The organism is Amycolatopsis albidoflavus (genome assembly GCF_039525725.1).
GTDB lineage: Bacteria > Actinomycetota > Actinomycetes > Mycobacteriales > Pseudonocardiaceae > Amycolatopsis > Amycolatopsis albidoflava.
In genome coordinates, this window is record NZ_BAAAHV010000009.1 from 410,806 (window position 1) to 436,252 (window position 25,447).

At 67.7% G+C, this 25,447-nt stretch carries 23 protein-coding genes and 1 pseudogene; 16 read left to right on the top strand and 8 right to left on the bottom strand.

The features are described 5' to 3' along the window. The first annotated feature begins 35 nt into the window (after positions 1 to 35). From ABD156_RS13940 to ABD156_RS13965, 6 genes are all read left to right on the top strand, one after another. Entirely contained in the window at positions 36 to 1,181 is a 1,146-nt protein-coding gene (locus ABD156_RS13940) for an ROK family transcriptional regulator (RefSeq protein ID WP_344271856.1), read from the top strand. Further along, positions 1,178 to 2,632, top strand: coding sequence for a M81 family metallopeptidase (locus ABD156_RS13945; RefSeq protein WP_344271859.1), 1,455 nt, complete (start codon positions 1,178 to 1,180; stop codon positions 2,630 to 2,632). The genes ABD156_RS13940 and ABD156_RS13945 overlap by 4 nt, the downstream gene beginning before the upstream one ends. A gap of 107 nt (positions 2,633 to 2,739) precedes the next feature. Continuing rightward, complete coding sequence (locus ABD156_RS13950) at positions 2,740 to 3,504, top strand: ArsR/SmtB family transcription factor (protein WP_344271862.1); 765 nt, start codon at positions 2,740 to 2,742, stop codon at positions 3,502 to 3,504. A gap of 316 nt (positions 3,505 to 3,820) precedes the next feature. Beyond that, a complete protein-coding gene (gene rho / locus ABD156_RS13955) occupies positions 3,821 to 4,888 on the top strand; it encodes a transcription termination factor Rho (RefSeq protein WP_344271865.1) in 1,068 nt (355 codons plus the stop codon). 1 nt (position 4,889) lies between these two features. Then, positions 4,890 to 5,381 carry a GNAT family N-acetyltransferase gene (locus tag ABD156_RS13960; protein ID WP_344271868.1) on the top strand — a complete coding sequence of 164 codons (492 nt, stop codon included), beginning with the start codon at positions 4,890 to 4,892 and terminating at the stop codon, positions 5,379 to 5,381. A gap of 293 nt (positions 5,382 to 5,674) precedes the next feature. After that, positions 5,675 to 6,316 carry a class I SAM-dependent methyltransferase gene (locus tag ABD156_RS13965; protein ID WP_344272339.1) on the top strand — a complete coding sequence of 214 codons (642 nt, stop codon included), beginning with the start codon at positions 5,675 to 5,677 and terminating at the stop codon, positions 6,314 to 6,316. Here ABD156_RS13965 and ABD156_RS13970 read toward each other — a convergent pair. Beyond that, a complete protein-coding gene (locus tag ABD156_RS13970; RefSeq protein ID WP_344271871.1) occupies positions 6,306 to 7,676 on the bottom strand; it encodes an APC family permease in 1,371 nt (456 codons plus the stop codon). The two genes, ABD156_RS13965 and ABD156_RS13970, sit on opposite strands and share 11 nt — an antisense overlap. Positions 7,677 to 7,864: 188 nt before the next feature. Here ABD156_RS13970 and ABD156_RS13975 point away from each other — a divergent pair, with 188 nt between their 5' ends. The 3 genes from ABD156_RS13975 (at position 7,865) to ABD156_RS13985 (ending at position 10,381) form a co-directional block, all read left to right on the top strand. After that, positions 7,865 to 8,350 carry an Lrp/AsnC family transcriptional regulator gene (locus tag ABD156_RS13975; protein WP_182891173.1) on the top strand — a complete coding sequence of 162 codons (486 nt, stop codon included), beginning with the start codon at positions 7,865 to 7,867 and terminating at the stop codon, positions 8,348 to 8,350. A 168-nt stretch (positions 8,351 to 8,518) separates the two neighbouring features. Further along, positions 8,519 to 9,907 carry an aspartate aminotransferase family protein gene (locus ABD156_RS13980; protein WP_344271876.1) on the top strand — a complete coding sequence of 463 codons (1,389 nt, stop codon included), beginning with the start codon at positions 8,519 to 8,521 and terminating at the stop codon, positions 9,905 to 9,907. Between the two features lie 66 nt (positions 9,908 to 9,973). Further along, a complete protein-coding gene (locus ABD156_RS13985; protein WP_067580428.1) occupies positions 9,974 to 10,381 on the top strand; it encodes a hypothetical protein in 408 nt (135 codons plus the stop codon). Between the two features lie 60 nt (positions 10,382 to 10,441). Here ABD156_RS13985 and ABD156_RS13990 read toward each other — a convergent pair whose 3' ends face one another. Continuing rightward, positions 10,442 to 11,926, bottom strand: coding sequence for an alpha/beta hydrolase (locus ABD156_RS13990; RefSeq protein WP_344271880.1), 1,485 nt, complete (start codon positions 11,924 to 11,926; stop codon positions 10,442 to 10,444). Between the two features lie 80 nt (positions 11,927 to 12,006). After that, positions 12,007 to 12,822, bottom strand: coding sequence for a class I SAM-dependent methyltransferase (locus ABD156_RS13995; protein WP_344271883.1), 816 nt, complete (start codon positions 12,820 to 12,822; stop codon positions 12,007 to 12,009). Between the two features lie 55 nt (positions 12,823 to 12,877). Here ABD156_RS13995 and ABD156_RS14000 point away from each other — a divergent pair, with 55 nt between their 5' ends. The 5 genes and pseudogenes from ABD156_RS14000 (at position 12,878) to ABD156_RS14020 (ending at position 16,073) form a co-directional block, all read left to right on the top strand. Beyond that, entirely contained in the window at positions 12,878 to 13,333 is a 456-nt protein-coding gene (locus ABD156_RS14000; protein WP_344271886.1) for a MarR family winged helix-turn-helix transcriptional regulator, read from the top strand. An 85-nt stretch (positions 13,334 to 13,418) separates the two neighbouring features. Beyond that, positions 13,419 to 14,618, top strand: a complete 1,200-nt coding sequence (locus ABD156_RS14005; RefSeq protein WP_344271889.1) for an FAD-dependent monooxygenase — start codon at positions 13,419 to 13,421, stop codon at positions 14,616 to 14,618. Between the two features lie 29 nt (positions 14,619 to 14,647). Beyond that, positions 14,648 to 15,037 (top strand): MerR family transcriptional regulator, encoded by a 390-nt coding sequence (locus tag ABD156_RS14010; protein WP_344271892.1) that lies wholly within the window; start codon positions 14,648 to 14,650, stop codon positions 15,035 to 15,037. After that, positions 15,037 to 15,341 (top strand): annotated as a pseudogene (locus ABD156_RS14015) (thioredoxin family protein). The gene ABD156_RS14010 and the pseudogene ABD156_RS14015 overlap by 1 nt, the downstream one beginning before the upstream one ends. Before the next feature lie 81 nt (positions 15,342 to 15,422). Next, positions 15,423 to 16,073: a DUF998 domain-containing protein gene (locus ABD156_RS14020; protein WP_344271895.1), complete on the top strand. Its 651-nt coding sequence runs from the start codon at positions 15,423 to 15,425 to the stop codon at positions 16,071 to 16,073. On the opposite strand, the gene ABD156_RS14025 is transcribed toward ABD156_RS14020, so the two are convergent. After that, positions 16,055 to 17,185 (bottom strand): MAB_1171c family putative transporter, encoded by a 1,131-nt coding sequence (locus ABD156_RS14025; RefSeq protein ID WP_344271898.1) that lies wholly within the window; start codon positions 17,183 to 17,185, stop codon positions 16,055 to 16,057. The genes ABD156_RS14020 and ABD156_RS14025 overlap by 19 nt on opposite strands. 265 nt (positions 17,186 to 17,450) lie before the next feature. Between ABD156_RS14025 and ABD156_RS14030 the strand changes: the two genes are divergently transcribed. Together ABD156_RS14030 and ABD156_RS14035 are read left to right on the top strand one after the other, a co-directional pair. Further along, positions 17,451 to 18,392, top strand: coding sequence for an NAD-dependent epimerase/dehydratase family protein (locus ABD156_RS14030; protein ID WP_344271901.1), 942 nt, complete (start codon positions 17,451 to 17,453; stop codon positions 18,390 to 18,392). 107 nt (positions 18,393 to 18,499) lie between these two features. After that, the gene (locus ABD156_RS14035; protein ID WP_344271904.1) at positions 18,500 to 21,901 is read left to right on the top strand and encodes an aminotransferase class I/II-fold pyridoxal phosphate-dependent enzyme; all 3,402 of its coding nucleotides are present in this window, start codon (positions 18,500 to 18,502) and stop codon (positions 21,899 to 21,901) included. A 207-nt stretch (positions 21,902 to 22,108) separates the two neighbouring features. On the opposite strand, the gene ABD156_RS14040 is transcribed toward ABD156_RS14035, so the two are convergent. The 4 genes from ABD156_RS14040 to ABD156_RS14055 all read right to left on the bottom strand — a co-directional run bounded on the left by ABD156_RS14040 (position 22,109) and on the right by ABD156_RS14055 (position 25,341). After that, a complete protein-coding gene (locus ABD156_RS14040) occupies positions 22,109 to 22,651 on the bottom strand; it encodes a toxin (protein ID WP_344271907.1) in 543 nt (180 codons plus the stop codon). Next, a complete protein-coding gene (locus tag ABD156_RS14045; protein WP_344271911.1) occupies positions 22,648 to 23,097 on the bottom strand; it encodes a helix-turn-helix domain-containing protein in 450 nt (149 codons plus the stop codon). The genes ABD156_RS14040 and ABD156_RS14045 overlap by 4 nt, the downstream gene beginning before the upstream one ends. 710 nt (positions 23,098 to 23,807) lie before the next feature. Then, positions 23,808 to 24,362, bottom strand: coding sequence for an Rv1733c family protein (locus ABD156_RS14050; protein ID WP_344271914.1), 555 nt, complete (start codon positions 24,360 to 24,362; stop codon positions 23,808 to 23,810). Between the two features lie 556 nt (positions 24,363 to 24,918). Beyond that, positions 24,919 to 25,341, bottom strand: a complete 423-nt coding sequence (locus ABD156_RS14055; RefSeq protein ID WP_344271917.1) for a hypothetical protein — start codon at positions 25,339 to 25,341, stop codon at positions 24,919 to 24,921. Between the last annotated feature and the right edge of the window lie 106 nt (positions 25,342 to 25,447).

Genomic DNA, 25,447 nt, shown 5'->3' on the forward strand with positions numbered 1-25,447 from the left:
TTAGTTACATCAGTTATGATGAAAGAGGTGACGCGGTGGATCCGGCCGGACCGCTGCGGCTGTTGTGGCTGGTCGCGCACGGCCACGCGACGTCGCGCATGGACCTGGCGCGAGCGCTCGGGTTGCCGCAATCGACGGTGTCGGTGCGCACCCAGGCGCTGATGTCCGCCGGGGTGCTGAGCGAATCCGGCGAGGGCCGGTCCGCGGGCGGGCGGCGGCCGAAGCTGCTGTCGGTCAACGCGGAGTTCGGCCACGTCTGGGCCGCCGACGTCGGCACGCGGCACGTGCGGATCGGCGCGCTCGACATCGCGGGCAACCTGCTGGAGGTGCACGAACGGCCGCTGGACATCAGCCAGGAGCCGCGCGAACTCGTCGCCGGGCTCGCGGCCGCGGTGCGCGATGTCATGGCGGATGCGGATTGCCCGGGTCGCGCACTCGGTGTCGGCGTCGCGTTCCCCGGCCCGGTGGACGTCAACGCGGGCACCATCACGCTGCCGTCGCGGATGCCTGGCTGGCGCGGTTTCGCGGTGCGGGACGCGCTGGCGGAGCACTTCGAGCTGCCGGTGGTCGTGGACAACGACGCGAACATGCTGGCGCTGGGCGAATCCGTGTCCGGCGCGCCCGGCCGTACCTTGCTGGTGGTGAAGGCCGGTACCGGCATCGGTTCGGGAATCGTGCTGAGCGGCGAGCTTTATCGCGGACGGGCCGGGGTCGCGGGCGACATCAGCCACGTGCGTGTACCCGCTGCCGAGGATCAACCGTGCACCTGCGGGAATCGCGGCTGTCTGGAAGTGGTGGCCAGCGGTGCCGCGCTCGTCGCGCAGTTGCAGGCGCAGGGCTTGAAGCTGGAGACCACCGCGCAGGTGATGGCGACCGCCGAGGACGGACATCCCGAAGCGACCACGGCCGTGCGGCGCGCCGGGCTGCGGCTCGGCGAGGTGCTGGCCACGGTGGTCAACTTCAGCAACCCGGACGAGGTGCTGCTCGGCGGCGCGCTGTCCGGTTCGGAAGCCTTCGTCGCGGCGGTGCGCGGTGCGCTGTACGAACGGTGTCTTCCTTTGGCTACCAGGGAACTGCGGATCGACCGGGTGCGTTTCGGTGCGGACGCGGGGCTTTACGGCGCGGGCGCGCTCGCGCTGGACGCGGTGTTCGAGCAAGCGATCAAACGGAGTGGACGATGAAGAAGCTGCGGGTCGGGATCACCGGAATCGCGATCGAATCGAGTACCTTCTCGCCGCATCGGTCCACTGTGGACGACTTCCGGATCTCGCGCGGCGACGATTTGCTGGCTCGCTACGACTTTCTCGGCGCGGACTGGGCTTCCGACGTCGAATGGGTGCCGCTGGTCGATGCTCGGTCGCTTCCCGGCGGTGCGGTCACCGAGGAGGCTTATGCCGAGCTGTCCGGGGAAATCCTGGACCGGTTGCGTTCGGCCGGTGAACTGGACGGGCTGTTCTTCGACATCCACGGCGCGATGAGCGTGGTCGGACGGTCCGATGTGGAGGCTTCGCTCGCGCAGGAGATCCGCTCCATTCTCGGCCCGGACGTCCTGGTGTCGGCTTCGATGGACTTGCACGGCAACGTTTCCCGGGAGCTGGTCACCGCGCTGGACCTGATCACCTGCTACCGGATGGCCCCGCACGAGGACGCGTGGGAGACCCGCGAGCGGGCGGCGCGGAACCTGGTGTCGCGGCTGCGGTCCGGCGGCCGGCCGAAAAAGGCTTGGGTGCAGGTTCCGGTCCTGCTTCCGGGGGAGAAGACCAGCACCCGGCTCGAACCGGCGAAGAGCATCTACGCGGCGGTGGACGACGTCGAGGCGCTGGACGGAGTCCTGGACGCAGCGATCTGGGTCGGTTACGCGTGGGCCGACGAACCACGCTGCCAGGCCGCGGTAGTGGTGATGGGTGACGACGTTTCGGTGATCACCAAGGAAGCGGAGTATCTGGCCCAGTCCTATTGGGACGCTCGGCACGACTTCGCTTTCGTCGCCCCGACCGGCACGCTTCAAGAATGCCTCACGCAGGCGGTCGCTTCGAAATCGCGGCCGTTCTTCATCAGCGACTCCGGCGACAACCCGACCGCCGGCGGTGCTGGGGACACGTCGTGGAGTCTGGACGTCCTGCTGAACACTCCGGCCATTGTGGACTCTTTGCTGACCACTTTGTACGCGGCCATTGTGGACCCCGAAGCCGTCGCGACGGCGGTGACAGCGGGCGTCGGTGCGACGATTTCCGTTGAGCTGGGCGGAAAAGTCGACTCCGGTCCGCACGGTCCGGTCGCGCTTACCGCGCAGGTGGCCGCGATCGACGCCGACGACCCGGTCGCCGGAACCGCGGTGGTGCTGGCCGTCGGCGGCCTGCGGGTGATCGTGACCGCGCGCCGCAAGCCGTATCACCTCGAATCCGACTTCCACGCGCTCGGCCTGCGCCCGCGCGAGGCGGACGTGGTGATCGTGAAGATCGGCTACCTCGAACCGGAGCTGTACGACATGGCCGCCGACTGGCTGCTGGCCCTCACGCCCGGCGGCGTCGACCAGGATCTGCTCCGTCTGGGCCACTCCGGCATCGTCCGGCCGATGTTCCCCTTCGACCCCGGCATGGCGGCCCCCTCGCTCACCCCTGAGGTCTTCTGAACACTTTGAGTAGTCAGCGCCGAGGCAATCCGTAACTTGCCTCGGCGCTGACCTGTATCTACCTCGGCAGACTTGACAGGCAGGCATTTGCCTGCCTTACTGTAAGTGTGCAACCCGACCTGGACAAAGTGTTCAAGGCGCTGGCGGATCCGACCCGCCGGTACCTGCTCGACCAGCTGCGCGAGGACAACGGGCAGACGCTGGGCGAGCTGTGCCGCCGGCTGGAGATGACGCGGCAGTCCGCGACCCAGCACCTCGCCGTGCTGGAGGCGGCGAATCTGGTGAGCAGCGTGCGCCGCGGCCGGGAAAAGCTGCACTACCTGAATCCGGTGCCGCTGCACGAGATGCAGGAGCGGTGGGTGGACCGGTTCGAGCAGCCGCGGCTGCGGATGCTCAGTGCCGTCAAACGTCGAGCAGAGGAAGCCATGAAGCCGAGTTTTGTGTATGTGACCTACATCCAGAGCACGCCGGAGAAGGTGTGGCACGCGCTCACCGACCCCGACCTGACCGGGCAGTACTGGGGCCACCGCAACGAATCCGACTGGAACAAGGGTTCGCGGTGGGCGCACGTGCGGACCGACGGGTCCGGGATCGCCGACGTCGAGGGCGAGGTCATCGAGGCGGTCCCGCCGAAGCGCCTGGTCACCACGTGGTTCGACCCGAACGGCCCGAAGGACCAGGAGCCCTCGCGGGCGACGTTCGACATCGAACAGCACGAGGGCATCGTCCGGCTGACGGTGACCCACGAGGACCTGCCGGACGAAAAGGCGCACCAGGACGTGTCGGGCGGCTGGGCGGCGGTGCTGTCGAACCTGAAGTCGCTGCTGGAGACCGGGCACGTGCTGCCGCAGGCTCCGTGGGAGATGCCGTGACCGCCGCGCGGCCCCGGGAATAGACCCGCGGCCAGGTTTGTTGGGGCCTTGTGAGCGCCGGTTTTCACCGGGAGCCGCTCACGAGGCCCCTTTCGTGTTCGCAGTGCCAGTTGTGCGGCCGGAACCGATGCGCTACTCTCAGCGCATACCCCAGGAAGTCGGCCCCGCCGCCCAGGGGTTCCGCCCCCTCCGCCAGCGTGAGAGCACGCGACGAGGATCGGCGTCTTTCCCGAAGCCCGTCGCCTGACCCGCTTCGTCTCACTCCGGCGGTCCGCGTTTCCGCGTCGACTGTCACTGCTTCAAGGAGCCATAAACCATGACACAGCAAGGAATTCTCGACATCCACGGCAAGACCGCCGCACTGGGCTACACCCCCGGCGGCCCGTCCGTGCCGCTATCCCTGATCCGCACCCACGGCCTGCGCCGCGGCGACGAACTCGTCCTCGACGACGGCGACCTAGTCTCCGTCAACGGCCGCCCGCCCGGCGAAAAGCGCCCCGATTTCGACAAACTCACCCCCATTCACCCGAACCAGCGACTGGTCCTGGAAACCACTCGGCACCAGCTCACCACCCGCGTCCTGGATCTGGTCGCACCGCTGGGCAAAGGCCAACGCGCCCTGATCGTCGCCCCGCCGCGCACCGGCAAAACCACTGTCCTGCAAGCGATCGCGCAAGCGGTGGCGGTCAACCACCCGGAAGCACACCTCATGGTGCTGCTCGCCGACGAACGCCCCGAAGAAGTGACGGACATGACCCGCTCGGTCCGCGGCGAGGTCGTCGCGTCCACCTTCGACCGCAAGCCGGCCGAACACACCGCCGTCGCCGAACTGGCTTTGGAACGCGCGAAACGCCTGGTCGAAACCGGCCGGGATGTCGTGCTGCTGCTGGATTCCCTGACCCGCCTCGGCCGCGCGTACAACCTGGCAGCCCGCACCTCCGGCCGCATCCTGTCCGGCGGCGTCGACGCCAGCGCGCTGCACCCGATGAAGAAAATCCTAGGCGCGGCAAGGAACATCGAGGACGGCGGCTCGCTCACCATCATCGCGACTGCGTTGGTGGGCACGGGTTCGTTGGCCGACACGGTGTTCTTCGAGGAGCTGAAGAGCACCGGCAACTCGGAACTCCGCCTGGACCGCATGCTCGCCGACCACCGCGTGTTCCCCGCCGTGGACTTCTTCGGCTCCGGCACCCGCCGCGACGAGCTGATCATCCCGCCGCAGGAACTGGCCGTGATGAACGAGGTCCGCCGCGCCCTGTCCACCCAAGACCCGAAGCGGGCCGCGGAACAATTCCTGGACCAGGTCCGCACGACAAAGTCGAATGCGGAATTCATCGCGCGAGTCAACGCTTCGCTGACTGTTCCGTCCACAGTGGCCGCCTGAGTTGGAGACCGAACGCCTCCGCCTCACCCCGATCGGCCCGCACCTCGCCGATGAACTTTTCCGCCTGCATCAAGACCGCGGCATCGCCCGCTGGTACGGCAACTGGACCCGCGCCGACGCGGAAGCCCGCGCCGCGGAGATCGGCCGAAGCTGGCAACGCGACGGAGTCGGCAAATGGCTGGCCTACCACCGGGAATCCGGAGAACTCCTCGGCCGCGGCGGACTGTCCTATCAGGATGTTGACGGTGCACGACGGCTGGAGATCGGCTGGGCAGTACGCGAGGTGCAGTGGGGAAACGGCTACGCCACCGAGATCGGCCTCGCCGGCCTGGCCTGTGCGCGAGAACTCCGCGCGACGGAGGTAGCCGCCTTCACGGAGGTGCACAACGTTCGCTCCCGCGCGGTGATGGAACGACTCGGCTTCACCTACCGCCACGATTTCCCGCACCGAGGCGAACCGTTCGCTCTGTATGCCATCTCCGTCGAATCCTGAATGCGTCGTCGCCGAACCGAAACCGCGCTGCTCTTTCAGAAAATTTGTTTTTGTGCTATAATAACACATCTCTGGGTTAAGGTCCGATCTCATGACGTCCGACGCGGAACCCAGCCGCACCGCTCTTCTCTCCGCCGCAGCACGAGCCGCCCATCTGCTCGTCGACGAGTCCCCGGCAATCTTCGCCGACCCGCTCGCATACCGCATCCTGGGAGAGCGTAGCCGAAGAACTCCTCGGCTACCATCGGTCCCACGGCGACCACCCAGCCCTCTCCGGTGCCCGCACAACAGCGATCACGCGGAGCCGCTACACCGAGAACCGGTTAGCTGAAATGGGCGTCGAGCAATACGTAATCCTTGGTGCCGGCCTGGATTCCTTCGCCTACCGAACGCCGCTCACCGTGCAAGTGTTCGAAGTGGACAAACCCGCCACCCAGCGCTGGAAACAACAGCTGCTGGCCGACGCGGGAATTACCACCCCGAACACGGTCTCCTTCGTCCCCCTAGATTTCGAGAACGAGCAGCCGCTCACGAGCCACCTCGTTCAGGCCGGATTCGACCCAGGCCGCCCAGCGCTGGTCAGCTGGCTCGGCGTCACGATGTACCTCACCGAGGAAGCGATCAGCCAAACCCTCCACGCGATCAGCGGCCTAGCCCCCGGAACAGAACTCATCGTCGAGCACCTCCTCCCCGCAGCCCTCCGCGACGAGGCGGGCCAGGCGTACGCGGAGCTGGTCATGGCCGCGGCAGCCGCCCACGGCGAACCCTGGCTAACGTTCCTCAGCGCCGAGCAGATGGCCGCGCTCCTGCGAGACCACCTGCTCGAGCCGATCGAACACGTCCGGCAAAAGGACATCCCGGCCGAATGGAAACGCGGCGACGCACTCCGCCCGACCGAGCTGTCCATCCTCACCAGAGCACGCGTCAAGGAATAGTCACCAGCCATCGATCCGATCGCCGCCGGAGATAGCCCCACCAGTACCCGGCGGAAACCACCAGCACCCCGGCCGTAATCGCCAGGTCCAGCAAACTCTGCGACACCAGCACATACCCCAGCGCCAGCACCGCGACAATCGGCACGACCGGCCACCCCGGCATCCGCCACACTTGCGGACGCCGGTGTGCCGGCCGCCGCGCCCACAGCACGCTCACCGAAATCGCCAGGTACAGCGCGACCACGGCCACCCCGGTCACGCCGCTCAGCGTCTCCACCGGCACGAAACACAGCACTGCTTCCGAAACGCCGACCACGAGCGTCGCCACCCAAGGCGCGCCAAACCGCGGACTGACCACACTCAACGCGCGATTCACCGGCTCCGGCCAAGCATGATCCCGCCCCGACGCGTACAGCACGCGCGAATTCTGGATCACCATCACGATCACCGCGTTCACGATCGCCGCCGCGATGCACAGGCTCACGATCGTGCCGAACGTCGAACTGCTCCAGCTCACCACGAGCGCGGTCAGGTCGAGATTCCCGAGCGTCGCGAGATCCGGCACGCCCAGCGTGATCGCCACGACCGGCACCAGGATCACCACCGCGCTGATGCCGAGCGTCCAGAACACCGTCCGCGACACCGTTTTGTGCGGCTCCCGCATCTCCTCCGCCAGATACACCGCGGTCGAGAACCCCTGCACCACGAACAACGCCACCGCCAGCCCGGCGATCACCGAGACCAGCGCGATCGGATGCACGCCGTCCAGACTGGGCCGCACGAGCACCGAGGCGGGACGGTCGCTGTGCGCGAAGCCGAGCACGGACACCACGACGATCGCGACGATCTCGATCACCAGGAAAATCCCGGTCAGCCACGCGTTCGAGCGCAGGTTCACCAGACCCATCCCGGTCGACGCCAGCATCACCAGCGCACCCGCCACCGAAGGGTCGATGTGGACGGCCACCGCCAGATAATCAGCCACCCCGATCGCGATGATCGGCGGCACCACGAGGATCACGATGAACGACAACATGAAGGTGATCCACCCGGCGAACCGGCTGACCACCGTCGACACCATGGCGTACTCGCCACCCGAACTCGGGACCAGCGTGCCGAGTTCGGAGTAACAGAACGCGATCCCGACGCACAGCAGCACGGCGAGCCCGATGGCCAGCGCGGTGCCGGTGCCGAGCGAGCCGAACAGCGGCGGGACGAGAACGAACAACGACGAGGCCGGCGTCACGCAGCTCAGCGTCAGCAGGGTTCCGCCGCCGACCCCGATCGATCTGGTCAGCGAGCGGCGCGCGGGCGAACCGGCGGCAGGGTCGGTCTGGACGGGGACCGGATGAGGCGGCATGGGGATCCCTCCGTCGGCGGCGCTGGAATTCGACGGATGGAACAGGACGGGTTTGCCGTTGTCAACGCCGGAAAGACGACGAAATCCGTTGTCGGCCACCCCGGCTGAGGGACGATCTGGACACTCTGGGCGATCATTCGCCACGCCTGAGGTTGCCCGCGGAGGGGTCGACCCGAGATGATCCCCGGATGCAGAGCCAGGACCCGAACCGGCCCGCGCCGCCGGTGGTCGACGACATCTCGAAGCAGATCATCGCCCAGTTGCAAGAGGACGGACGGCGGCCGTACGCCACGATCGGCAAGGCGGTCGGGCTGTCCGAGGCTGCGGTCCGCCAGCGGGTGCAGCGGCTGTCCGATTCGGGCGTCATCCAGATCGTCGCGGTGTCGGATCCCTTGCAGATCGGGCTTTTCCGCCAGGCGATGGTCGCGATCACGGTCGACGGCCCGCTCGATCCGGTCGCCGACGCACTGGCCGAAATGGACGAGATCGAATACGTCGTGCTCTGCGCCGGCCGCTTCGACGTGCTGTGCGAGGTGCTCTGCGCCGACGACGAGGCGCTGCTCGACGTGATCTCCAACCGCATCCGCACGCTGCCCGGAGTGCGCACCGCTGAGACGCTCGTGTACCTCAAGCTGCGGAAACAGTCCTACCAGTGGGGCACGCACCGTCGGTGACGACGAAATCCGAAGATCAGTCCCGATGAGACTGATGAAATTAGTCGTTGTGGGTGGCTCCGGCGACTGATCCGCTTGCCAACCGGCGTCGGCTCGTGCGATAACCGAGAAGTCCGGCCGGTACGCCAGGGTGTGTGCCGGCAGCTTCGAGGCCCGTTTCGAGGAGCCATGACCACGACCGCCGAACCCGCCGGGATCACCACCGGCTCGGGCACTGCCGCACGCGACAACCTCTGGCTGCACTTCACGCGCCACAGCCGCGCCGACACCGCCGACATCCCGGTGATCGTGCGCGGCGAGGGCGTCTACATCTGGGACGACACCGGCAAGCGCTACCTCGACGGCCTCGCCGGGTTGTTCGCGGTGCAGGTCGGCCACGGCCGCGAAGAACTGGCCGAAGCCGCCGCGCGGCAAACGAAACAGCTCGCGTACTTCCCGCTCTGGGGCCACGCGCACCCGCCCGCGCTCGAACTGGCCGAACGCCTGGCCGCCGCGTCGCCGGGCGACCTCAACCGCGTGTTCTTCACCGTCAGCGGCGGCGAATCCGTGGAAACGGCGTGGAAGCTCGCCAAGCAGTACTTCAAGTTGACCGGAAAACCCACTAAACACAAGGTGATCAGCCGCGCGCTGGCGTATCACGGCACGTCGCAGGGCGCGCTGTCCATCACCGGAATTCCAGGTGCGAAGGCCGATTTCGAGCCGCTCGTGCCGAGCACTCTGCGCGTGCCGAACACGAACTTCTACCGCGCACCCGAGCACGCTGACGACTACGAAGCGTATGGCCGATGGGCGGCCGATCAAATCGAGCAGGCCATCGAATTCGAGGGCGCGGACACGGTCGCCGCGGTATTCCTGGAGCCCGTGCAAAACACCGGTGGCTGCTTTGTTCCGCCGCCGGGCTATTTCGAGCGGGTTCGCGAGATTTGCGACAAACACGACGTGCTGCTGGTGTCCGACGAGGTGATCTGCGCGTTCGGCCGGGTCGGCTACGACTTCGCGGCCAAGCGCTACGGCTACCAGCCGGACATCATCACCACGGCGAAGGGCCTGACCTCGGGTTACGCGCCGCTCGGCGCGGTGCTCGCGAGCGAGGCGCTGATGGAACCGTTCGCCGGCGGCGAGGCGACCTTCATGCACGGTTCGACCTACGGCGGACACCCGGTTTCGTGCGCGGTCGCGCTGGCCAATCTCGACCTCATCGAGCGCGAGAACCTTTACGGTCATGTACTGGAAAAGGAAACCGCCTTCCGGGCGACCCTCGGCCGGTTGACCGATCTGCCGATCGTCGGCGACGTGCGCGGCACCGGTTTCTTCTACGGGATTGAACTCGTGAAGGACAAAGCGACCAAAGAGACCTTCACCGCCGAGGAATCGGAACGGATTTTGCGCGGTTATCTCTCGAACGCGCTGTTCGAGGGCGGCCTCTACTGCCGCGCCGACGACCGCGCCGAGCCGGTGGTCCAGCTGTCGCCGCCGTTGATCTGCGACCAGCCGCAGTTCGACGAGATGGAGCAGATTCTGCGCGAGGCGCTCACTGGAGCGTGGAAGTTGCTCTGACGCTCATCTCCGCGCCGGTTGTCCCGCTACGCTGATCTTCGTTGCCTACCAACGGGAGGAAAGCGCGTGGCGCAGTGGAATGACCTGGTCGCCTACATCAGGCAGACCTACCGGGTGATCCGGGACGACCCGGGCGAAATCCGGATCCGGGTCCTGTTCGGCGACGACGCGGAGACGACGGGGCGGGCGCAGGTCGTGGTGATCGCCCGGGAGATTTTCGACCAGCGCGAGGACTGGGTGCAGATCGCGACCCCGTTCGCCCGCGTGGACGAGGTGGATCTGCTCACCGTGCTGAGCGAGGTAGGCCAGACGCTGGTGGTCGGCGGGCTCGTGGTGATGGGCGAGCACCTCGTGCTGCGGCATTCGCTGCCGCTGCTGAACCTCGACCTCAACGAGTTCACCGATCCGCTCGAACTCGTCGCCGGTTCGGCCGAGCTGTTGGAACAGCAGTTCACCGGGCGTGACGACTACTGAGCCGCCGCAGCCACGAAAAAGCGGGGCCCTGATCCGATCAGGGCCCCGCTTTTCGCTGTCTCAGTACGGCTGCGTAGCCGGCGCCCGCGGACCGTCCATCCTGGACTGAACGCTCGGTTCCACCGCCGGGCAATGCTTGCCGCGGCCCGGGCTGGTTCCGTCGATCAGGAAGGAATCGGCGGCGTCGGTGACGCACTGGCTCTTCTTGAAGTACGCGCCGTGGCCCCAGCCCTCGTAGGTGAGGAGCGGAGCGCCGGACTGCTGCGACGCGCGCACCGCCCAGCTGTACGGCGTGGCCGGGTCGTAACGGCTGTTCAGCATCAACATCGGCACGCCCCGCTGGACCGACAGCTGGTGCTGCGGGTTGCGCACCGGGGCGGGCCAGCTGGCGCACCCGGCCGCCGCGCTCCAGCCCAGCGGCGAGAAGTGCAGGTCAGGCGACACGTCGGTGAGCGCGCGGCGGTAGCTGTCGAGCTGCGGGTACGACGTGATCGGCAGCCGCCAGTCCGAGCAGAAGATGCTGTTGAACGGGTTCGGGATCGGAATGTCGTCCTTGGCGAAGTCCGCGCCGATCGGCTTCCCGTCGCGCAGGCTGACCAGGTTCTGCGCGAGCTTGCCCCAGGTGGGGCCGTAGAAGTTCTGCGAGTAGATGCCGACCAGCGCCATCGGGTCGAGTTTGTCGTCCGGGGTGCCGAGTTCGCCGCGTTCGGCGCGGGCGTACAGGTCCGCGGTCACCGCGCTGACGTCCTGGCCGTGCAGCGCGCACGACGTCGTGCGGTCGCACCAGTCGCTGAACTGCTCGAACAACTCTTGCGTGGCCTGGGTTTCCGTCTTCAGGAACTCCCAGGTGCTGCGGATCGAGTGGTCCATGTTGCTGTCGAGCACGAGCGCGCGCACCCGGTCCGGATACGCCTCGGCGTACTGCTGGCCCATCAGCGTGCCGTAGGAAACGCCGTAGTAGGTGAGCTTTTTGTCGCCGAGCGCGGCGCGGATCGCGTCCATGTCGCGCACGACGCTGCGGGTGTCGGAGTGCGTCGCGAGCGGCCCGGTGATCTTCTCGCAGCTGCGGCCGAGCGCGCGGTTGTACGAGAGCAGCTGCTGGAATTCGGCGGAATCCTTCGGCTGCACCGGGTTTTTCGCGGTGATCTCGTCGAGCCCGCACTTGATCGCGGTGCTTTCCCCGACCCCGCGCGGATCGAACCCGACCGTGTCGAATCGCGCGGCGACCTTCGGCGACAACGTCCAGCCGCTCGCCACCTCGCCCGCGCCCGCACCGCCCGGCCCGCCGGGATCCATGAGCACCGAACCGATCCGGTGCGCGGGATCGGTGGCCTTGCGCCGCGCGAGCGCGAGCTGAATCGTGCCGTCGCCGGGATGGTCCCAATCGAGCGGCACGGTGAGCTTGCCGCATTCGGCGCCCTGCCCGGTAGGACAAGGCTTCCAGTCGATCGCCGCCGACGCGGCGCTCGCTGGTGTCGCGGTGAACAACGCCGTCGCCGCGGTGACCGCGGTGGCGGCGACGGCCAGTTTCCTGCCCAGACCCAATGCCCTGCCCCTTCGGCGTGAACTGGAGACGTCAGAGCCCTCGATCTTGCCAGAAGGTGACGGGTGCCACTAGGGCGGGTTTATCGTCCTTTGTGGACAGTCTGGGTGCTGGCTAGATGGACCTGGGAGACAAGCGGAATCAGCCCGTCTGGCCTGGCCAGTGCTGGTGCGTCGGCGAAAAAGGCGGTCTTCAGCGCGCTGGATGCCGCTTCGCCCAGCGGGAAGAGGTTGTAGGTGACGGAAACGAAATCCCAGACCTGATCGAGCGAACCGCTGAAGTCGATCGCCTCGGTGCGCCACTGAACGGGAGCGAACCCGGCGGGGGCGAGGATTTCATCCAATCCGGCTTGATTCCGGGTGCGCTTGTCGCCGAGCGGGGACAACCGCTGCTCCGCCGGGACGTCGGCGAGGATTTCCCGCAACAGCTTGCCGAACAGCCCGTACGCCTCGTCTCCCGCTGCCCCGCCGCCGAGGACGAGCGAGAGTTGCCCGCCCGGCCGCAGCACGCGCGCCAGCTCCGCGGCGACCCGGTCGATGTCATTCATCAGCATGAATGCCATGTGCGACACGCAGGAATCGAACGCGTGGTCCGCGAACGGCAACTGCTGAGCCCGTCCCTCCACCGCCGTTGCCGAACGCTGTCTGGCAAGCGCCAGATCGACGCTCGAGACGTCGACCCCGATCGCCTGATGTCCCGCTGCCGCAAGCAGGTCGAGCAGAAATCCGTCGCCGCAAGCCAGATCGAGCACACGCCCCGGTCTGGCGATCTCGTCGCGAAGAAGCTCGTAGCTCGACCGTCCGTCCGCGCTCCGCCCGCCGCCGAACGCGCGCGACGTAACCGCCGGATGGCTTGCGTGGAAGGCACGAAAGAAGGTTTCTTGCTCGGACCTGGTCACTCTCCCAACTTACGCACCGACGCGAAATCGTGTCCGCTCTTTGTAGAATCGCCGGATGGCGGAAGTGGCGTCCGATCGGCGCGAGGCCGAGGTCTGGTGTTCCTACCAGCGCGTGCAGCGGGCGCTCGGCAGCGCGCTCGACCGGCAGTTGGAGCGCGACGCCGGGATCTCCGGAGCCGATTACGCCCTCCTCGTCCCGCTCGCGAACGAACCGGACGGCGTGCTGCGGATGCGGGAGCTCGGCGCGACCGTCGAATGGGACCGCAGCCGGCTGTCGCATCACGTGAGCCGGATGTGCAAGCGCGGGCTGGTCGTGCGGGAGAACTGCACCGAGGACGCGCGCGGGGCGAACGTCCGGCTCACCGAAGCCGGGCGGGCGGCGGTCAAGGCCGCCGAAGGCCAGCACGGCGAACTCGTCCGCCGGTATTTCTTCGACCAGGTCAGCGGGCCCGAACTGGAGCTGCTCGGCCGCGTTTTCTCCCGGATGCTCACCCGGCTCGCCGAGGACTGACCGAGGCCGTCAGCGCTCCGTGCGGGCGCGGTAAGCGGTGCGCCGCAGTCTTGCCGCATCGCCTACCGATCCAGGGGAGCAAGAGATGACCAGCAAGACCGTTCTCGTGTCCGGCGCCAGCGTCGCGGGTCCGTCCGCCGCCTACTGGCTGCACCGCTACGGCTATTCGGTGACCGTCGTGGAGGCCGCGCCGCAGCTGCGGCCGGGCGGGCAGGCCGTCGATTTCCGCGGCGAGCAGATGAAGCTCATCGAAGCGATGGGCCTGCTCGACGACCTGCGGGAACTCGACACCGCGCTGCGCGAGCAGGTGCAGCTCGACCCGTCCGGACAGCCCGCCTTCACCCTGCCGAGCGGGTTCACCAACGGCGAGCTGGAAGTCCTGCGCGGCGACCTCGCCCGCATCCTCTACGACCACACCAAGGGCTACACCGAGTACGTCTTCGGCGACCGCGTCACCTCGCTCGCCGAGACAGCCGACGGCGTCGACGTCACCTTCCGTCACGGCGCCCCGCGCCGGTTCGACCTGGTCGTCGGCGCGGACGGCATCCACTCCGGAGTGCGGACGGCAGCGTTCGGCCCGGAGGCCAAGTTCCGCACCGATCTCGGCTACCACGTCGCCGGCTTCACCGCGCCCAACCACCTCCGCCTCGACCACGAGGGTCTGCTCTACAACGAACCCGGCCTCGGCGCGATCGTCACCAGTCACCTCGACCCGGCGACCGTCACCGTCGGCCTCTCCTTCCGCGGCGACCCGGACGGCTACGGCCGCCCCGACCTGGCCCGGCAGAAGGACATCGTCGCCGAGGTCTTCGCCGGCGCCGGATGGGAACTCCCGCAGCTGCTGACCGCCGTCGCCGACGCGCCCGACCTGTACTTCGACACCGTCGGCCAGATCAAGCTCGACAGCTGGTCGCGCGGCCGGGTAGTGCTGCTCGGCGACGCCGCCTGGTGCGCCGGTCCGGGCGGATCCGGCACCGGTCTCGCGATGATGGGCGCGCAGATCCTGGCCGGGGAACTCGCCGCGGCCGGCGGCGACCACGCGACCGCGTTCGCCCGCTACGAGCAGCGGCTGCGCAAGGCCGCCCGCGTCGGACAGCGCAACGGAGCCGGTTCGGCCGACTTCCTGGTACCGGCCACCGAGGAGAAGCTGCGCAAGCGCAACAAGATGTACCGCCAGCTGGCCGGTCCGATCGGCCGCCGCGTCTTCGCATACATGGGCACTCGCGCGGCGAACGCGGTCAAATTCCGCGAATACCCCCAGCCTCGCGCGCACGCCTTGCCTTGACGCTGAGGAGAAGGTTTAGCGTCGAAGACATGCGGATCGGCGAACTGGCACAGCGGGCCGGGACCACCACTCGGGCCCTGCGCTTCTACGAGGCACAGGGCCTGCTCCCGGCGGCGCGCGCGGCGAACGGCTATCGAGAGTACGACGAGGACGACCTGCGGCTGGTCGCCGAAATCCAGACCCTGCGCACGGTCGGGTTCAGCCTCGACGACACCCGCCCGTTCGTCGACTGCCTCCGCACCGGACACGACGCGGGCGACGCGTGCCCGGCGTCGGTCGAGGTGTACCGGCGGAAGCTGGACGAGGTCGAGGCCTGCATGCGCGACCTCGCCGCGGTCCGCTCCGCCCTGCTCGACAAGCTCGCCGCTGCCGCCACGCGCCCGGCTGACCCCTGCACCGCTGAATCCGAGGAGTCCTGATGACCACCGACGCCACCTTCGCCGCCGACGTCCTGGAGCACGGCCAGCCCGTCCTGGTCGACTTCACCGCCGACTGGTGCCCGCCGTGCCGGATGATCGCGCCGGTGCTCGCCGAGATCTCCGCGGAACGCCCCGGCCTGACCGCGAGCTCAATACCGACGAAAACCCCGAAACCATGCGGGCCTACCAGGTGATGGCGCTGCCGACGCTGATGTTGTTCCGCGACGGAGCCCCGGTGGCGTCGTTCGTCGGCGCCCGGCCGAAGGCGAAATTGCTGGCCGACCTGGACGATCTGCTGGGCTGAACCGGTGGCCTTTCCCGTTTGCCGGGTGGTTCGGTGACGGAACAGGTACAAAGAGTGCACGACTCTCGGGGAGGCCGTGCCATGACCGCATTCGTGCGCTCGTACCTGTTCCTGCGCCGCGCCATCGGAGTGCTCGGGATCCTGCTGCCGATCGTCGTGATCGTCGGGAAGGAGCTGCTGGAAGGCGGCGGCCTGCTCGGCTCGCTCAGCGGCTATTACTACAGCGATCTCCGGAACGTCTTCGTCGGCACCTTGTGCGCGATCGGCGTCTTCCTGATCGCCTACCGCGGCTACGGCCGCCTCGACGACATCGCGGCGAACGTCGCGGCGATCGCCGGCATCGGCGTCGCGCTGTTCCCGACCCAGCCGGTCTCGCCGACGCCCACCCAGCACGCGATCGGCGTCGCGCACCTCGTGTTCGCCGCGATCTTCTTCCTCACCCTCGCGTTCTTCTGCCTCTTCCTGTTCACCCGGGACGACGGCGCGCCGACGAAGCGCAAACGCTCGCGCAACGCCGTCTACCGAACGTGCGGCATCGTGATGCTCGCGTGCCTGGTGCTGATCGTCCTCAACGGCTTGTTCTTCAGCGCCGCCACCGCGGACCTGCATCCGACGCTCTGGCTGGAGTCGCTCGCGGTGTTCGCGTTCGGTTTCGCGTGGCTGACGAAGGGCGAGACGCTGCTTGGCGACCAGCCTCAGTCGCAGGCTCCGGCTCAGGCGAGCTTGGCGTAAGCCTCCGAAACCTGGGTCAGCCAGGCGACTTCGGCGGCGAACGTCTTCGCGTCGTGGTCGTCGAACGCGCCGCTGTCCTGATTTTCCGCCGGGGTCACGCCGGAGGTCTTGGCCTCCAGCGCCTGGCGGATCTTGCGCGCCTCGGCCATCGCCTGGTCGCCGTTCGGGGTGTCGGCGCGGTCCATGTACGGCCGCAGCGCGCGCCAGCCGTCGCGGATCTCGATCACCCGGCGATGCAGCCGGTAGTGCAAGTCGGACCAGCGCCGATCGGTGTCCCCCTCGGCCGGCGGTTCCAGCGCGATGCCCGGCGAGGATTCGTACAGCGAATGCCACAGCGGGTAGAGCGCGCGATAAGAACGGTAATTGCGCTGCCACCGCGCGACCGACGACACGTGCTCGCCCCACGACGGCATGGTCAGCCCGAACGACACGATCACGATGCCCAGCGCGCTGAACACCGACGGCGCGATCGCCCACGTGCCGAGATGCCAGCCGAGCGCCGGGCTCACGATGTTCACTGCGCGCGTGGCGCAGTAGAGGAACAGGATCACCGCACCGACCGCGAGCGTCCGCAACGTCCGGCGCAGCCACACCCTCGACGTGCTTCGCGCGTACGGCAGGCACTGCAGGTAGATCGTCACGCACGGCACTGCCTGCGAAATGATGAACAGCAGCAGATAGGTGAGGATCACCGGGTCCTTGCTGCCCACGGCGAACGCGGTGCCCGGCGTGCCCGGCTTGTTGCCGATGGAGAACAGCACGGTCAGCACCACGAACAGCACCGCGCCGGAAACGATCCACGCGCGGATCTGGGCGCGGATCTCCGACGGCGGATTCGCCCACAGCATCAGGAGGAGCTGCGCGCTGATGCAGTACGCGACCGCGGCCAGGTGCAAGATCAGGATCGCCAGATTCGGGATCCCGAACAGCGAGCCGATGCTGAGCGAGAGCGCGCCGAGGGTGAACGTGACGCACTGCAGGATCAGCGTCGTCATCAGCACGATGTAGGCCGGGTCGCGCCACGAGCGGCGCATCGAGAAAAGCTTGTACAGCAAGGCCGCGTACGAGGAGACCGCCGACAAGGAGAACAGAATGATCTTCAGGGTGTTCACTCGCGCCCCCGGAATGCGGTCAGTGCCCGGTGGGCGGAACGGTGTGCGCGGCGACCTCGGCGGAATTGTTCACGATCGGCGACCATACACCACCGCAACGTGCTGAACTAGGGCCGGAAAACGGGTTCTGGCCTGGGCGAATTCCGGGTGGATCCCCGGTGTCGGCGGCGTGGGCGAGACCCGTCCGGCGAGACGCTCCGGTGAACGTCGGGCGGCCGGTTCGTGAACGGCCGCAACGGGATGCGCTGGTGGCTAGGGTGTCGCCATGAGTCTTCAGGTGGTGATCGGGAACGGACCGGCGGGCGCGGCCACCGCGGCTTTGCTGGCTGAGCAAGGCGAGCGAGTACGGATGATCTCCCGTTCGCCCCGAGAGAACGAACCGAGGCTGGAGCACGTCGCGCTCGACGCTGCCGACCAGGCCGCGCTCGCCGAAGCAACCAAGGGCGCGACAGCGATCTACAGCTGCGCGGCCCCACCTTATCCTCGGTGGGCGACCGATTGGCCGCCGCTGCAGGCTTCGATCTGCGCCGCGGCCGAAGCGAACGACGCGCTGGTGGTGTCGCTGGGGAATTTGTACGGCTACGGCCCGGTCGACGGTCCGCTCACTGAGAATCTGCCGCTCGCGGCCACCGGAACCAAGGGCCGGATCCGGGCTTTGCTGTCCGAACAACTGCACGCGATGCACGACGAGGGCCGGCTGCGCATGGTCGAGGTGCGCGCCTCCGATTTCTTCGGTCCCGGAGTGACCGACGGCGGCCATCTCGCCGCCCGGGTGGTGCCGAACGTGCTGCGACGGCAGAAGGTGCAGGTGTTCGGCGATCCGGACGCGCCGCACAGTTGGACGTACATTTCCGATGTCGCGCGCACGCTGGTCGCGGCCGCGCGGGAAGAAAAGGCGTGGGGCAAGGCATGGCACGTGCCGACTGGTCCGCCGCGGTCCGCCCGGGTGATGGTGGCGCTGTTGTGCGAGGCGGCCGGAGTGGCTCCGGTGGCTGTGCAACGCCTTTCCCCGATGTTACTGAACGCGGGCGCGCTTGTTTCGCCGATGTTGCGCGAGCTGCGCGAGGTCCGCTACCAGTTCGATCTTCCGTTCGTCCTCGATTCCCAAGCGGCACAGGAATTCTTCGATATCGCGCCGACGGCGGAGAAAGATCAATTCGCCAGGACCGTGGCCTGGTGGCGTGATCGCTCGGCTACCGTGAGTTGAGTTGTCTGTGCATTCCTCCGCAGATTGCCCAATGCCCTTGAAAAACCGGGTAAGAACGGGCAATCTCGGTGTCGACTGGGTGGGAATCGGCACGAGGAAGTCATGCCATGGGGTCTGTTGCATCTGGGTGGGAAGAATCCGAAAATAGCCAGGACATCGCCGTTGTCGGAATGGGATGCCGTTTTCCGGGAGCGCGCAACGTCAACGAGTACTGGGATCTGCTGAGCGAGCCCAAACCGCAGTTTCGGCGCGTGCCGGATTCGCGGTGGCGGCGCGAAGCGTTCTACAACGACGATTTCCGGGACAGCGGCGCGGTCTACTCCGACCGCATGGCGCTGCTGGAGGACGTCGGCGACTTCGACGCGGGGCACTACAAGATCCCGCCGCGGCGGGCCAAATCACTCGACCCGCAGCACCGGCTGCTGGTCGATCTGACCCGCGAAGCACTGCAGGACGCGGGATGGGAGGCGGAGGGCTTCGACCGCGACGACACCTCGGTGATCATGTCGCTCAGCGACAGCGGTTACCGCGATATGAGCACGCTGCATCTGCGGCTGAAGCAATTGATCGGCGGCGAGTTCGGCCGGGCGGGCGATCCGGCGATGGCCGAGGCGGCGTCCGCGGTCAGCGGCCTGCACGCCACCGCGATGGCCGGGCTGCTGCTCAACATGGGGCCGAGTTCGATCAGCAACGTCTTCGACCTGCACGGCGAGAGCTACGCGCTCGACTCGGCCTGCTCCGGCGGGCTGACCGCGGTGGCGAACGCGGTGTTCGCGCTGCGGGCGGGCAGATGCCGGATCGCCGTCGCCGGCGGCGCACAGCTGGTCTTGGCCCCGGATCTGTTCGTGGGCCTGTGCCGGATCGGCGCGATCTCGCGTACCGGCGAATGCCGTCCGTTCGACCGCCGGGCCGACGGATTCGTGCTCGGCGAGGGGGCGGGCGTCCTGGTGCTGCGCCGGCTCGCGGACGCGCGGGCGGCGGGGGACCGGGTGTACGCGGTGATCCGCGGCGTCGGATTGTCCAATGACGGCACGGTCAAGGGCGGCATGATGCCGCAGGAATCCGGGCAGCTGCGGGCGTTGCGGCGGGCCTACGCGGACGCGGGGATCGACCCGGCGTCGGTCGGCTTCCTGGAGGCGCACGGCACCGCGACCGCGGTCGGCGACGACGTGGAGATCAGTGCGCTGACGGAGCTGCGCCGGGGTGCCGACGAGCCGGCGTATCTCGGTGCGGCGAAGTCGGTGGTCGGGCATTCCCTTGGCACCGCGGGGATCGCCGGGCTGATCAAGTCCATTTTGTCCGTCCACAAGGGACAGATTCTGCCGCAGCCGGATTTCGAGCAGGCGGATCATCTGCCGCTGCGGGAGGCCGGGCTCCAGGTGGCAGGCCAGGTCACGCCGTGGGACAGCGACGGACCGCGCCGGGCCGGAGTGAGCGCGTTCGGCTTCGGCGGCTCGAACGTGCACGTGGTCGTCGAGGAGGCGGCGCAGGAAGCCCCGTCCGCCGAGACGCCGCGCCTGCTGCTGCTCACCGCACGGGATCGCGCCGGGCTGGCTCGGCACGCCCGGGAGGTGGCCGAAACGCTCGGCAGCGAGCACCCGCCGCTGGCCGCCGTCGCAGGCACGCTCGCCCGCCGGACGCTCTTCCCGGAGCGGCTCGCAGTGGCCGCGGAGGATGTGGCGGACGCGGTCACGAAGCTCACCGCCGCGTCGGTCGCTCTCGAATCCGGACAGGCCGGCGAGCTGGTGCCCGGTGTGTTCGCTGGCGTCGTGTCACCGGGGGAGGAGCCAGTCGAGGACGGCGTACCGGCTGAGCTGGCTCCGCGCGCGGTGACCGGGGTCGGACTGAGACCGGTCGCGGACGGCCTCCCTCGTTGCACGCTGCCGCCAAGCCCGCTTAGCCCGCGACGGCACTGGGTCGTCGACGACGCAAAGCTCGCCAAGGCTCAGACGCTGGAGCCGCTCGGCGCTGCCGCGACGCCGGTCGAGGAGGCGGAGGAGACGACGTCCGCGCGGGACGTGCTGGCTGTGGTCCTTGAAGAAGTCGCGCGGACGACGGCGTTCCCGGTCAGCGAGTTGTATGCCGGGCAGTTGCTGGTGGACGACCTCGGGTTCGACTCCCTGATGCTCACTGAGCTGGAAGGCCGGCTCCGCAAGCGGTTCCCCGGCCTGACGCTGGAGGTCGAGCAGTCGGGTGCGCTGACGGTAGGCGCGGTGGCCGGTTTGCTAGCTCCCGCGACGGCTTTGGTGCCCGCCGCTCCGGTACCGGACACTCCGGCCCCGTCGTGGGATCCGGCGAGTGCGGCGATCGAAGGCTTCCCGGAGGCAGCGGCGATCGAGGCGCGCCTGAAGGAGTTTGATGACCTTGGGGTGCCGAATCCGTACTTCCGCAAGCATCAGGGACGAATGGATGCCACCACCTCGGTGTCCGGCCGCGAGTATTTGTCCTTCTCCAGCTACAACTATCTAGGCCTGGCCGGGCACCCAGCGGTAACCGCGGCGGTGCACGAAGCTGTCGAGCGGTACGGGACTTCGGTGTCCGGCAGCCGATTGCTGGCTGGGGACCGCGACTTGTCCCGTGACTTGGAGACGGAGCTCGCGGCGTTCCTAGGCGTTGAGGACAGCCTCGTCCTGGTGAGCGGACACGCGACGAATGTCGGCGCAATCGGCCACCTGGTCGGCCCGGGTGACCTCATCGTGCACGATTCGCTGGCGCACGACAGCATCCTGCAAGGCTGCGCCCTGTCCGGCGCTACCCGGCAACCGTTCCCGCACAACGACACAGCACGACTGGAGGACGTGCTGCGTCGATCCCGGTCGCGGTTCCGCCGGGTGTTGATCGTCGTCGAAGGCGTGTACAGCATGGACGGCGATGTCGCTGATTTGCCTGCGCTGATTGACCTGAAGCGACGCTATGGAGCGTTGCTGATGGTCGACGAAGCGCACAGCATCGGCACAATGGGCCCACGAGGAGCCGGAGTCGGCGACCATTTCGCGGTTGATCGCGCCGGCGTAGATCTTTGGATGGGAACCCTGTCAAAGTCACTGGCCGGTTGCGGAGGCTACCTGGCCGGGTCGGCGAAGACGGTGCGCTGGCTGCGGTATTCCCTGCCAGGTTTTGTCTACAGCGTAGGAATAACCCCAGCCAACGCCGCAGCTTCCCTGGCAGCACTGAGGATTCTGCAACAGGAGCCGGAAAGACTGGCGCGCCTGCGAAACAATTCCAGATTGTTCCTGGAACTAGCCACGGCAGTAGGACTGCCGACCGGCTCAGCAGGAGACACACCGATCGTGCCGTGCGTCGCAGGCGGCTCAGACACCACGCTGAGACTGGCAACAGCATTGTACGAACGAGGCGTAGTAGTGGACCCAATCCTCCACCCCGCAGTGGAAGAGGAACAAGCCAGATTGCGCTTCTTCATCACCAGCGAACACCGACAAGATCAATTGAGATACGCAGTAGAATCCACAGCAGCAGAGCTAGCAAAATTGCGCTCCACCACTCCCTAAACCGCAACCAACGCACCCAAAAATCGAGGCGCCCACACCACCCCCGCACCCCGATACGAAGCCCAAATGCGGTCTGAGGGTGCTTGTCAAGGCATCTTTCCAGCCTTGACAAGCACCCTCAGACCGTCATCACAATCAGGCTTCGGGGTGCCCCACGCAACCACCACGGCAATGTCGCCGCCAGGCGACGAGCCGACCGAGATCCGCCTAAAGAAGCGACCGCTCAATCCGATCCAACGGCTTCTCCCCAGCCTCAGGAACCCCCGCGACAGGCTTAGCCGGCGCCCCCATCCGCTCCGAAAGCAGAAACGCGATAATCTCCGCCTCCTGCTCCTGAGCATCATCATAAGTAGCACGCATCAACATATCCCGAACAATGTCCGGATCCAGATTGGGAAACAACGACCGAGCACTCTCGTCGTCCAACAGACCCGACCCGCGATGACAGCAGATGATGTGACCCAGCTCGTGCAAGATGATGTGCTCCTGGTGCGCCCCGGTGGTGTTGGCGTCGAAGAAGATCAGGTCCTCGCCCCGCGCGGCCACCCACATGCCGCACGGGTGCGACGCCGGCATCGGGAGCGGCACGAGGGTGATCGGCCGTTCGCGGATCTCGCCGAGGCGCGCGCAGAGGGCGGCCAGGTCGTATTTCGGCGGAAGGTCGAGTTCGGCGATCCGCCGGGCGCCTTCGTCGCGCATCCGCCGCAGCTGCTCGCGCCGCTGCGGGGCTTCGGACGGGGTGCCGGTCACCGTGCCGCTTCGTCCGTGACCGGGGGCAGCCCCTGCATCTTGCGGTACTGGTCCATGATCGTGGTGATCGCCTGGAGGTTTTCCTCGCGCATGCCCGCCGCCCGCATCGCGACCGCCCGGACGCCCGCCTGGCGCATCGCCTCCACCGCGGCCAGCTCGGACAAGACGGATCCGGCGACCTCGTCGTCGAAGAAGTACGCGACGGACACCCCGAAGAATTTCGCCAGCGCGGCCAGCAGCTCCTGGGAAGGATTGGTCCGTTTGCCCGTGCGCAGCTGAGACAAGTACACCGCGCCGGCCTTCAGCTCCGGCGAGGCCCGCTTTAGTTCCGCTGCCACCTCGGCGTTCGTCCAGTGCCTTCCCTGCGGGCGCACCGTGCGGAAGAGGTCGTCGAGTCTGGAGGCCAGGGTGGGCCGGGCATCCGCCGGCTGAGTGTCTTCGGACATGCTGCTACGCCCCTCCAGTTGCAGCTGATTGCTCTCAGCTAAGGCGACTATCTCAGATTAGCTCACAGTTGACAATCGCCGGAGGGCTCCACAAGACTGTGCCTCGACGAGATAGCTGGTGGCTAACTCGCCACATCCGGGCAAGAGCGGAAGGCGTAGTACCGGCCCGGGGCGACGCTGGGGGTGTCGCCCCGCTCGGTCCGCCGAGCCTGGCCCGGAGGCAGCGACCGTGTCAGCGGACTGCCTCCGGGCCCGGCGTTCAGCGCGGGACTGCCCAGAACACGGCTACGGCCAGGGGGTGGGTCCATTCAACGGTCGAACTCATGCGGAAGGTGCCGCCAGCTCCGGAGGACTTGCCGCACGGCGCTCTCCGGCGAACCGCGCTTCTGGCCAAGTGCGCCCGTGAGCTTTGCTGCTTCCCGTTGAGCGCCGAGCCCGGGCACGGCCTGCGGAGGTGTCAGCGGATTGCGCCCGCCCGGCGGCCGACAGCACTATCGCCGGAGGTCTTCCTGCGCGGTGCCACCGCGGCCACCCCGGCCCCTCGCGAACTGCAGCCATCCGTCAGCTCGGAATGCTCCCGCCAGCCCCGTGGCCACCCATCCAGCGGCGGTGTCAGCGAACGGCGTCCGGATTCGCGAAGCGCAGCCATCCGTCAGCGGACTTGCTGGCCCGCGCGGAACGCTCCCGCGGGCACCGCGTGACCGAAGACCTCAGCGAACCGCTTCCGGCCCAGCGAACTGGGCCCACTCGGCAGCCCACCGCGCCGCACGCCGGTGGTCCAGCACTCGCCGCGCCACCCAGAACGCTCCGCCGAGCACCGCGACCGCGCACAGCCAGCAGAAGGCCGCGACGAGCACGCCATTGGTGACCGCGTCCGCGTGCGTCAGCGGGGCGGTGGTCTGCTTGCCGGAGTCGTCGAGCCAGATGTCGGTGGTCGAACCCTCGGTCGCGGAAGCGCTGGGCACCGTGATGATCCCGGTCCGCTGCACGCTGTTCGGCGGCTTCCAGACCGCGTTCACGCGCGCGGTGTTGGCGATCGGCGCGCTGTCTCCGACGGAAGCCGCCGGTTGCGCGGCCGTCGTGAGCACCGTGGCGGTGACCTGGTGCCGCGACTGCAGCTGCGCGTCCGAAGCGGCGGTCTCCGCGGTGATGTCCGCGCTGCCGATCATCATCGCGAACGGAATCGCGATGAGCGCCAGCAGCGTGACGATCCCGGCGAACACGCCTTCGATCCGGTCCGACCGTCGCACGAGCGGGTTGCGCACGGCGCCGAGCCGTCGGAGCAATCGTTTGCCAGGGTGTGGTGGTCTGCCTGCCCGAGTCCTGTTCCGCATGGCTCCCATGGTCCTCTTCCGCGCGCGCGAGCGCTGTGTCCCGCACAACGTTTTTCACGTTTTTCCTGGGGATCCGGTGTGTTTCTGCTTACCTCCAGGGCGCGGCTTTACCCATGTGGGTGACGACGAGCGGAGGTGGGGCCATCGCGGCGAGTGGTCCAGGCCAATGTCCGGCGGGCTCGGGCGGCCCGGAGCACGTTGCCTGGATTGATCTTTCGCCGCGCGCGTCCGGGAATGGGTTGCGGTGTCGACGATTCGGCGGCGGATCGTCTGATTCGCACGGTTCACGTTGGCGGGCAAGCGATCTTGCGCCGCCGGCCGACCGTGCGCCGGATGTTCGTGCGGAGGCCACCGCGGGTTTCCGTCGCGGCCAGCTCGGGCGGGTTCGCCCGCCCGAGCTGTCGCGAAATTGCTTGCCGGTGATCGTCCCGGAATCGGGCCATTGCCGAGCACAAACCGAGGAGTGCTCCCGATATCCGGGAACCATTCAGTCGACCAGTCGAATCGTGGCCGTCGGGCTGTGCGAACGCCGCCGGGTGATCCCGTGTTCGGCGACGATTCCTAGTTGGATGCTGCGATCGGCGGGCGCCCAGTAGCCCGTGCGCACGAAATAACCGTCCATTGTGCAGAGCCGGTTCGCGCTCTTGCGGGAACTGATCGTCTCCCAGCCCCATTGCCGTCCGGTCTCCTCGACGCCGTTGCGCCGCACGTGCAGCCGCGGGTTCCCGATCTCCCGGCAGTACGCGCTGCCGTCCGCGATGTACAGGACGCCGTCGACCTTGTAGAACCTCTTGCCGTCCAACAGGCTCACCTGGCCGGACAGGGTGAAGTGCACCCTGCCGCCATTGGCCCCGTCCATCGTCCAGTCGAGACAGAATTCCTTCGTCGGAACTTCGAGCGACTGGGTCATGGCCGTGTCTCCTTTGCTCGCATGCCGGAGCGTCCAGGAAAATATAAGGAAGAAACGGGTTCCCGGCAGGTATCGGGAACCGTTTTCACCCAAAGAGGCCCAGTGA

What these genes read in the sequence shown, in the direction of transcription:
- ABD156_RS14030 (WP_344271901.1), top strand. Translation starts at nt 17,451, where the DNA reads ATGAGTCTTCAGGTGGTGATCGGGAACGGACCGGCGGGCGCGGCCACC.
- ABD156_RS14005 (WP_344271889.1), top strand. Translation starts at nt 13,419, where the DNA reads ATGACCAGCAAGACCGTTCTCGTGTCCGGCGCCAGCGTCGCGGGTCCG.
- ABD156_RS13945 (WP_344271859.1), top strand. Translation starts at nt 1,178, where the DNA reads ATGAAGAAGCTGCGGGTCGGGATCACCGGAATCGCGATCGAATCGAGT.
- ABD156_RS14000 (WP_344271886.1), top strand. Translation starts at nt 12,878, where the DNA reads ATGGCGGAAGTGGCGTCCGATCGGCGCGAGGCCGAGGTCTGGTGTTCC.
- ABD156_RS14055 (WP_344271917.1), bottom strand. Translation starts at nt 25,341, where the DNA reads ATGACCCAGTCGCTCGAAGTTCCGACGAAGGAATTCTGTCTCGACTGG.
- rho (WP_344271865.1), top strand. Translation starts at nt 3,821, where the DNA reads ATGACACAGCAAGGAATTCTCGACATCCACGGCAAGACCGCCGCACTG.
- ABD156_RS14020 (WP_344271895.1), top strand. Translation starts at nt 15,423, where the DNA reads ATGACCGCATTCGTGCGCTCGTACCTGTTCCTGCGCCGCGCCATCGGA.
- ABD156_RS13975 (WP_182891173.1), top strand. Translation starts at nt 7,865, where the DNA reads ATGCAGAGCCAGGACCCGAACCGGCCCGCGCCGCCGGTGGTCGACGAC.
- ABD156_RS14035 (WP_344271904.1), top strand. Translation starts at nt 18,500, where the DNA reads ATGGGGTCTGTTGCATCTGGGTGGGAAGAATCCGAAAATAGCCAGGAC.
- ABD156_RS13970 (WP_344271871.1), bottom strand. Translation starts at nt 7,676, where the DNA reads ATGCCGCCTCATCCGGTCCCCGTCCAGACCGACCCTGCCGCCGGTTCG.
- ABD156_RS13980 (WP_344271876.1), top strand. Translation starts at nt 8,519, where the DNA reads ATGACCACGACCGCCGAACCCGCCGGGATCACCACCGGCTCGGGCACT.
- ABD156_RS14045 (WP_344271911.1), bottom strand. Translation starts at nt 23,097, where the DNA reads ATGTCCGAAGACACTCAGCCGGCGGATGCCCGGCCCACCCTGGCCTCC.
- ABD156_RS14010 (WP_344271892.1), top strand. Translation starts at nt 14,648, where the DNA reads ATGCGGATCGGCGAACTGGCACAGCGGGCCGGGACCACCACTCGGGCC.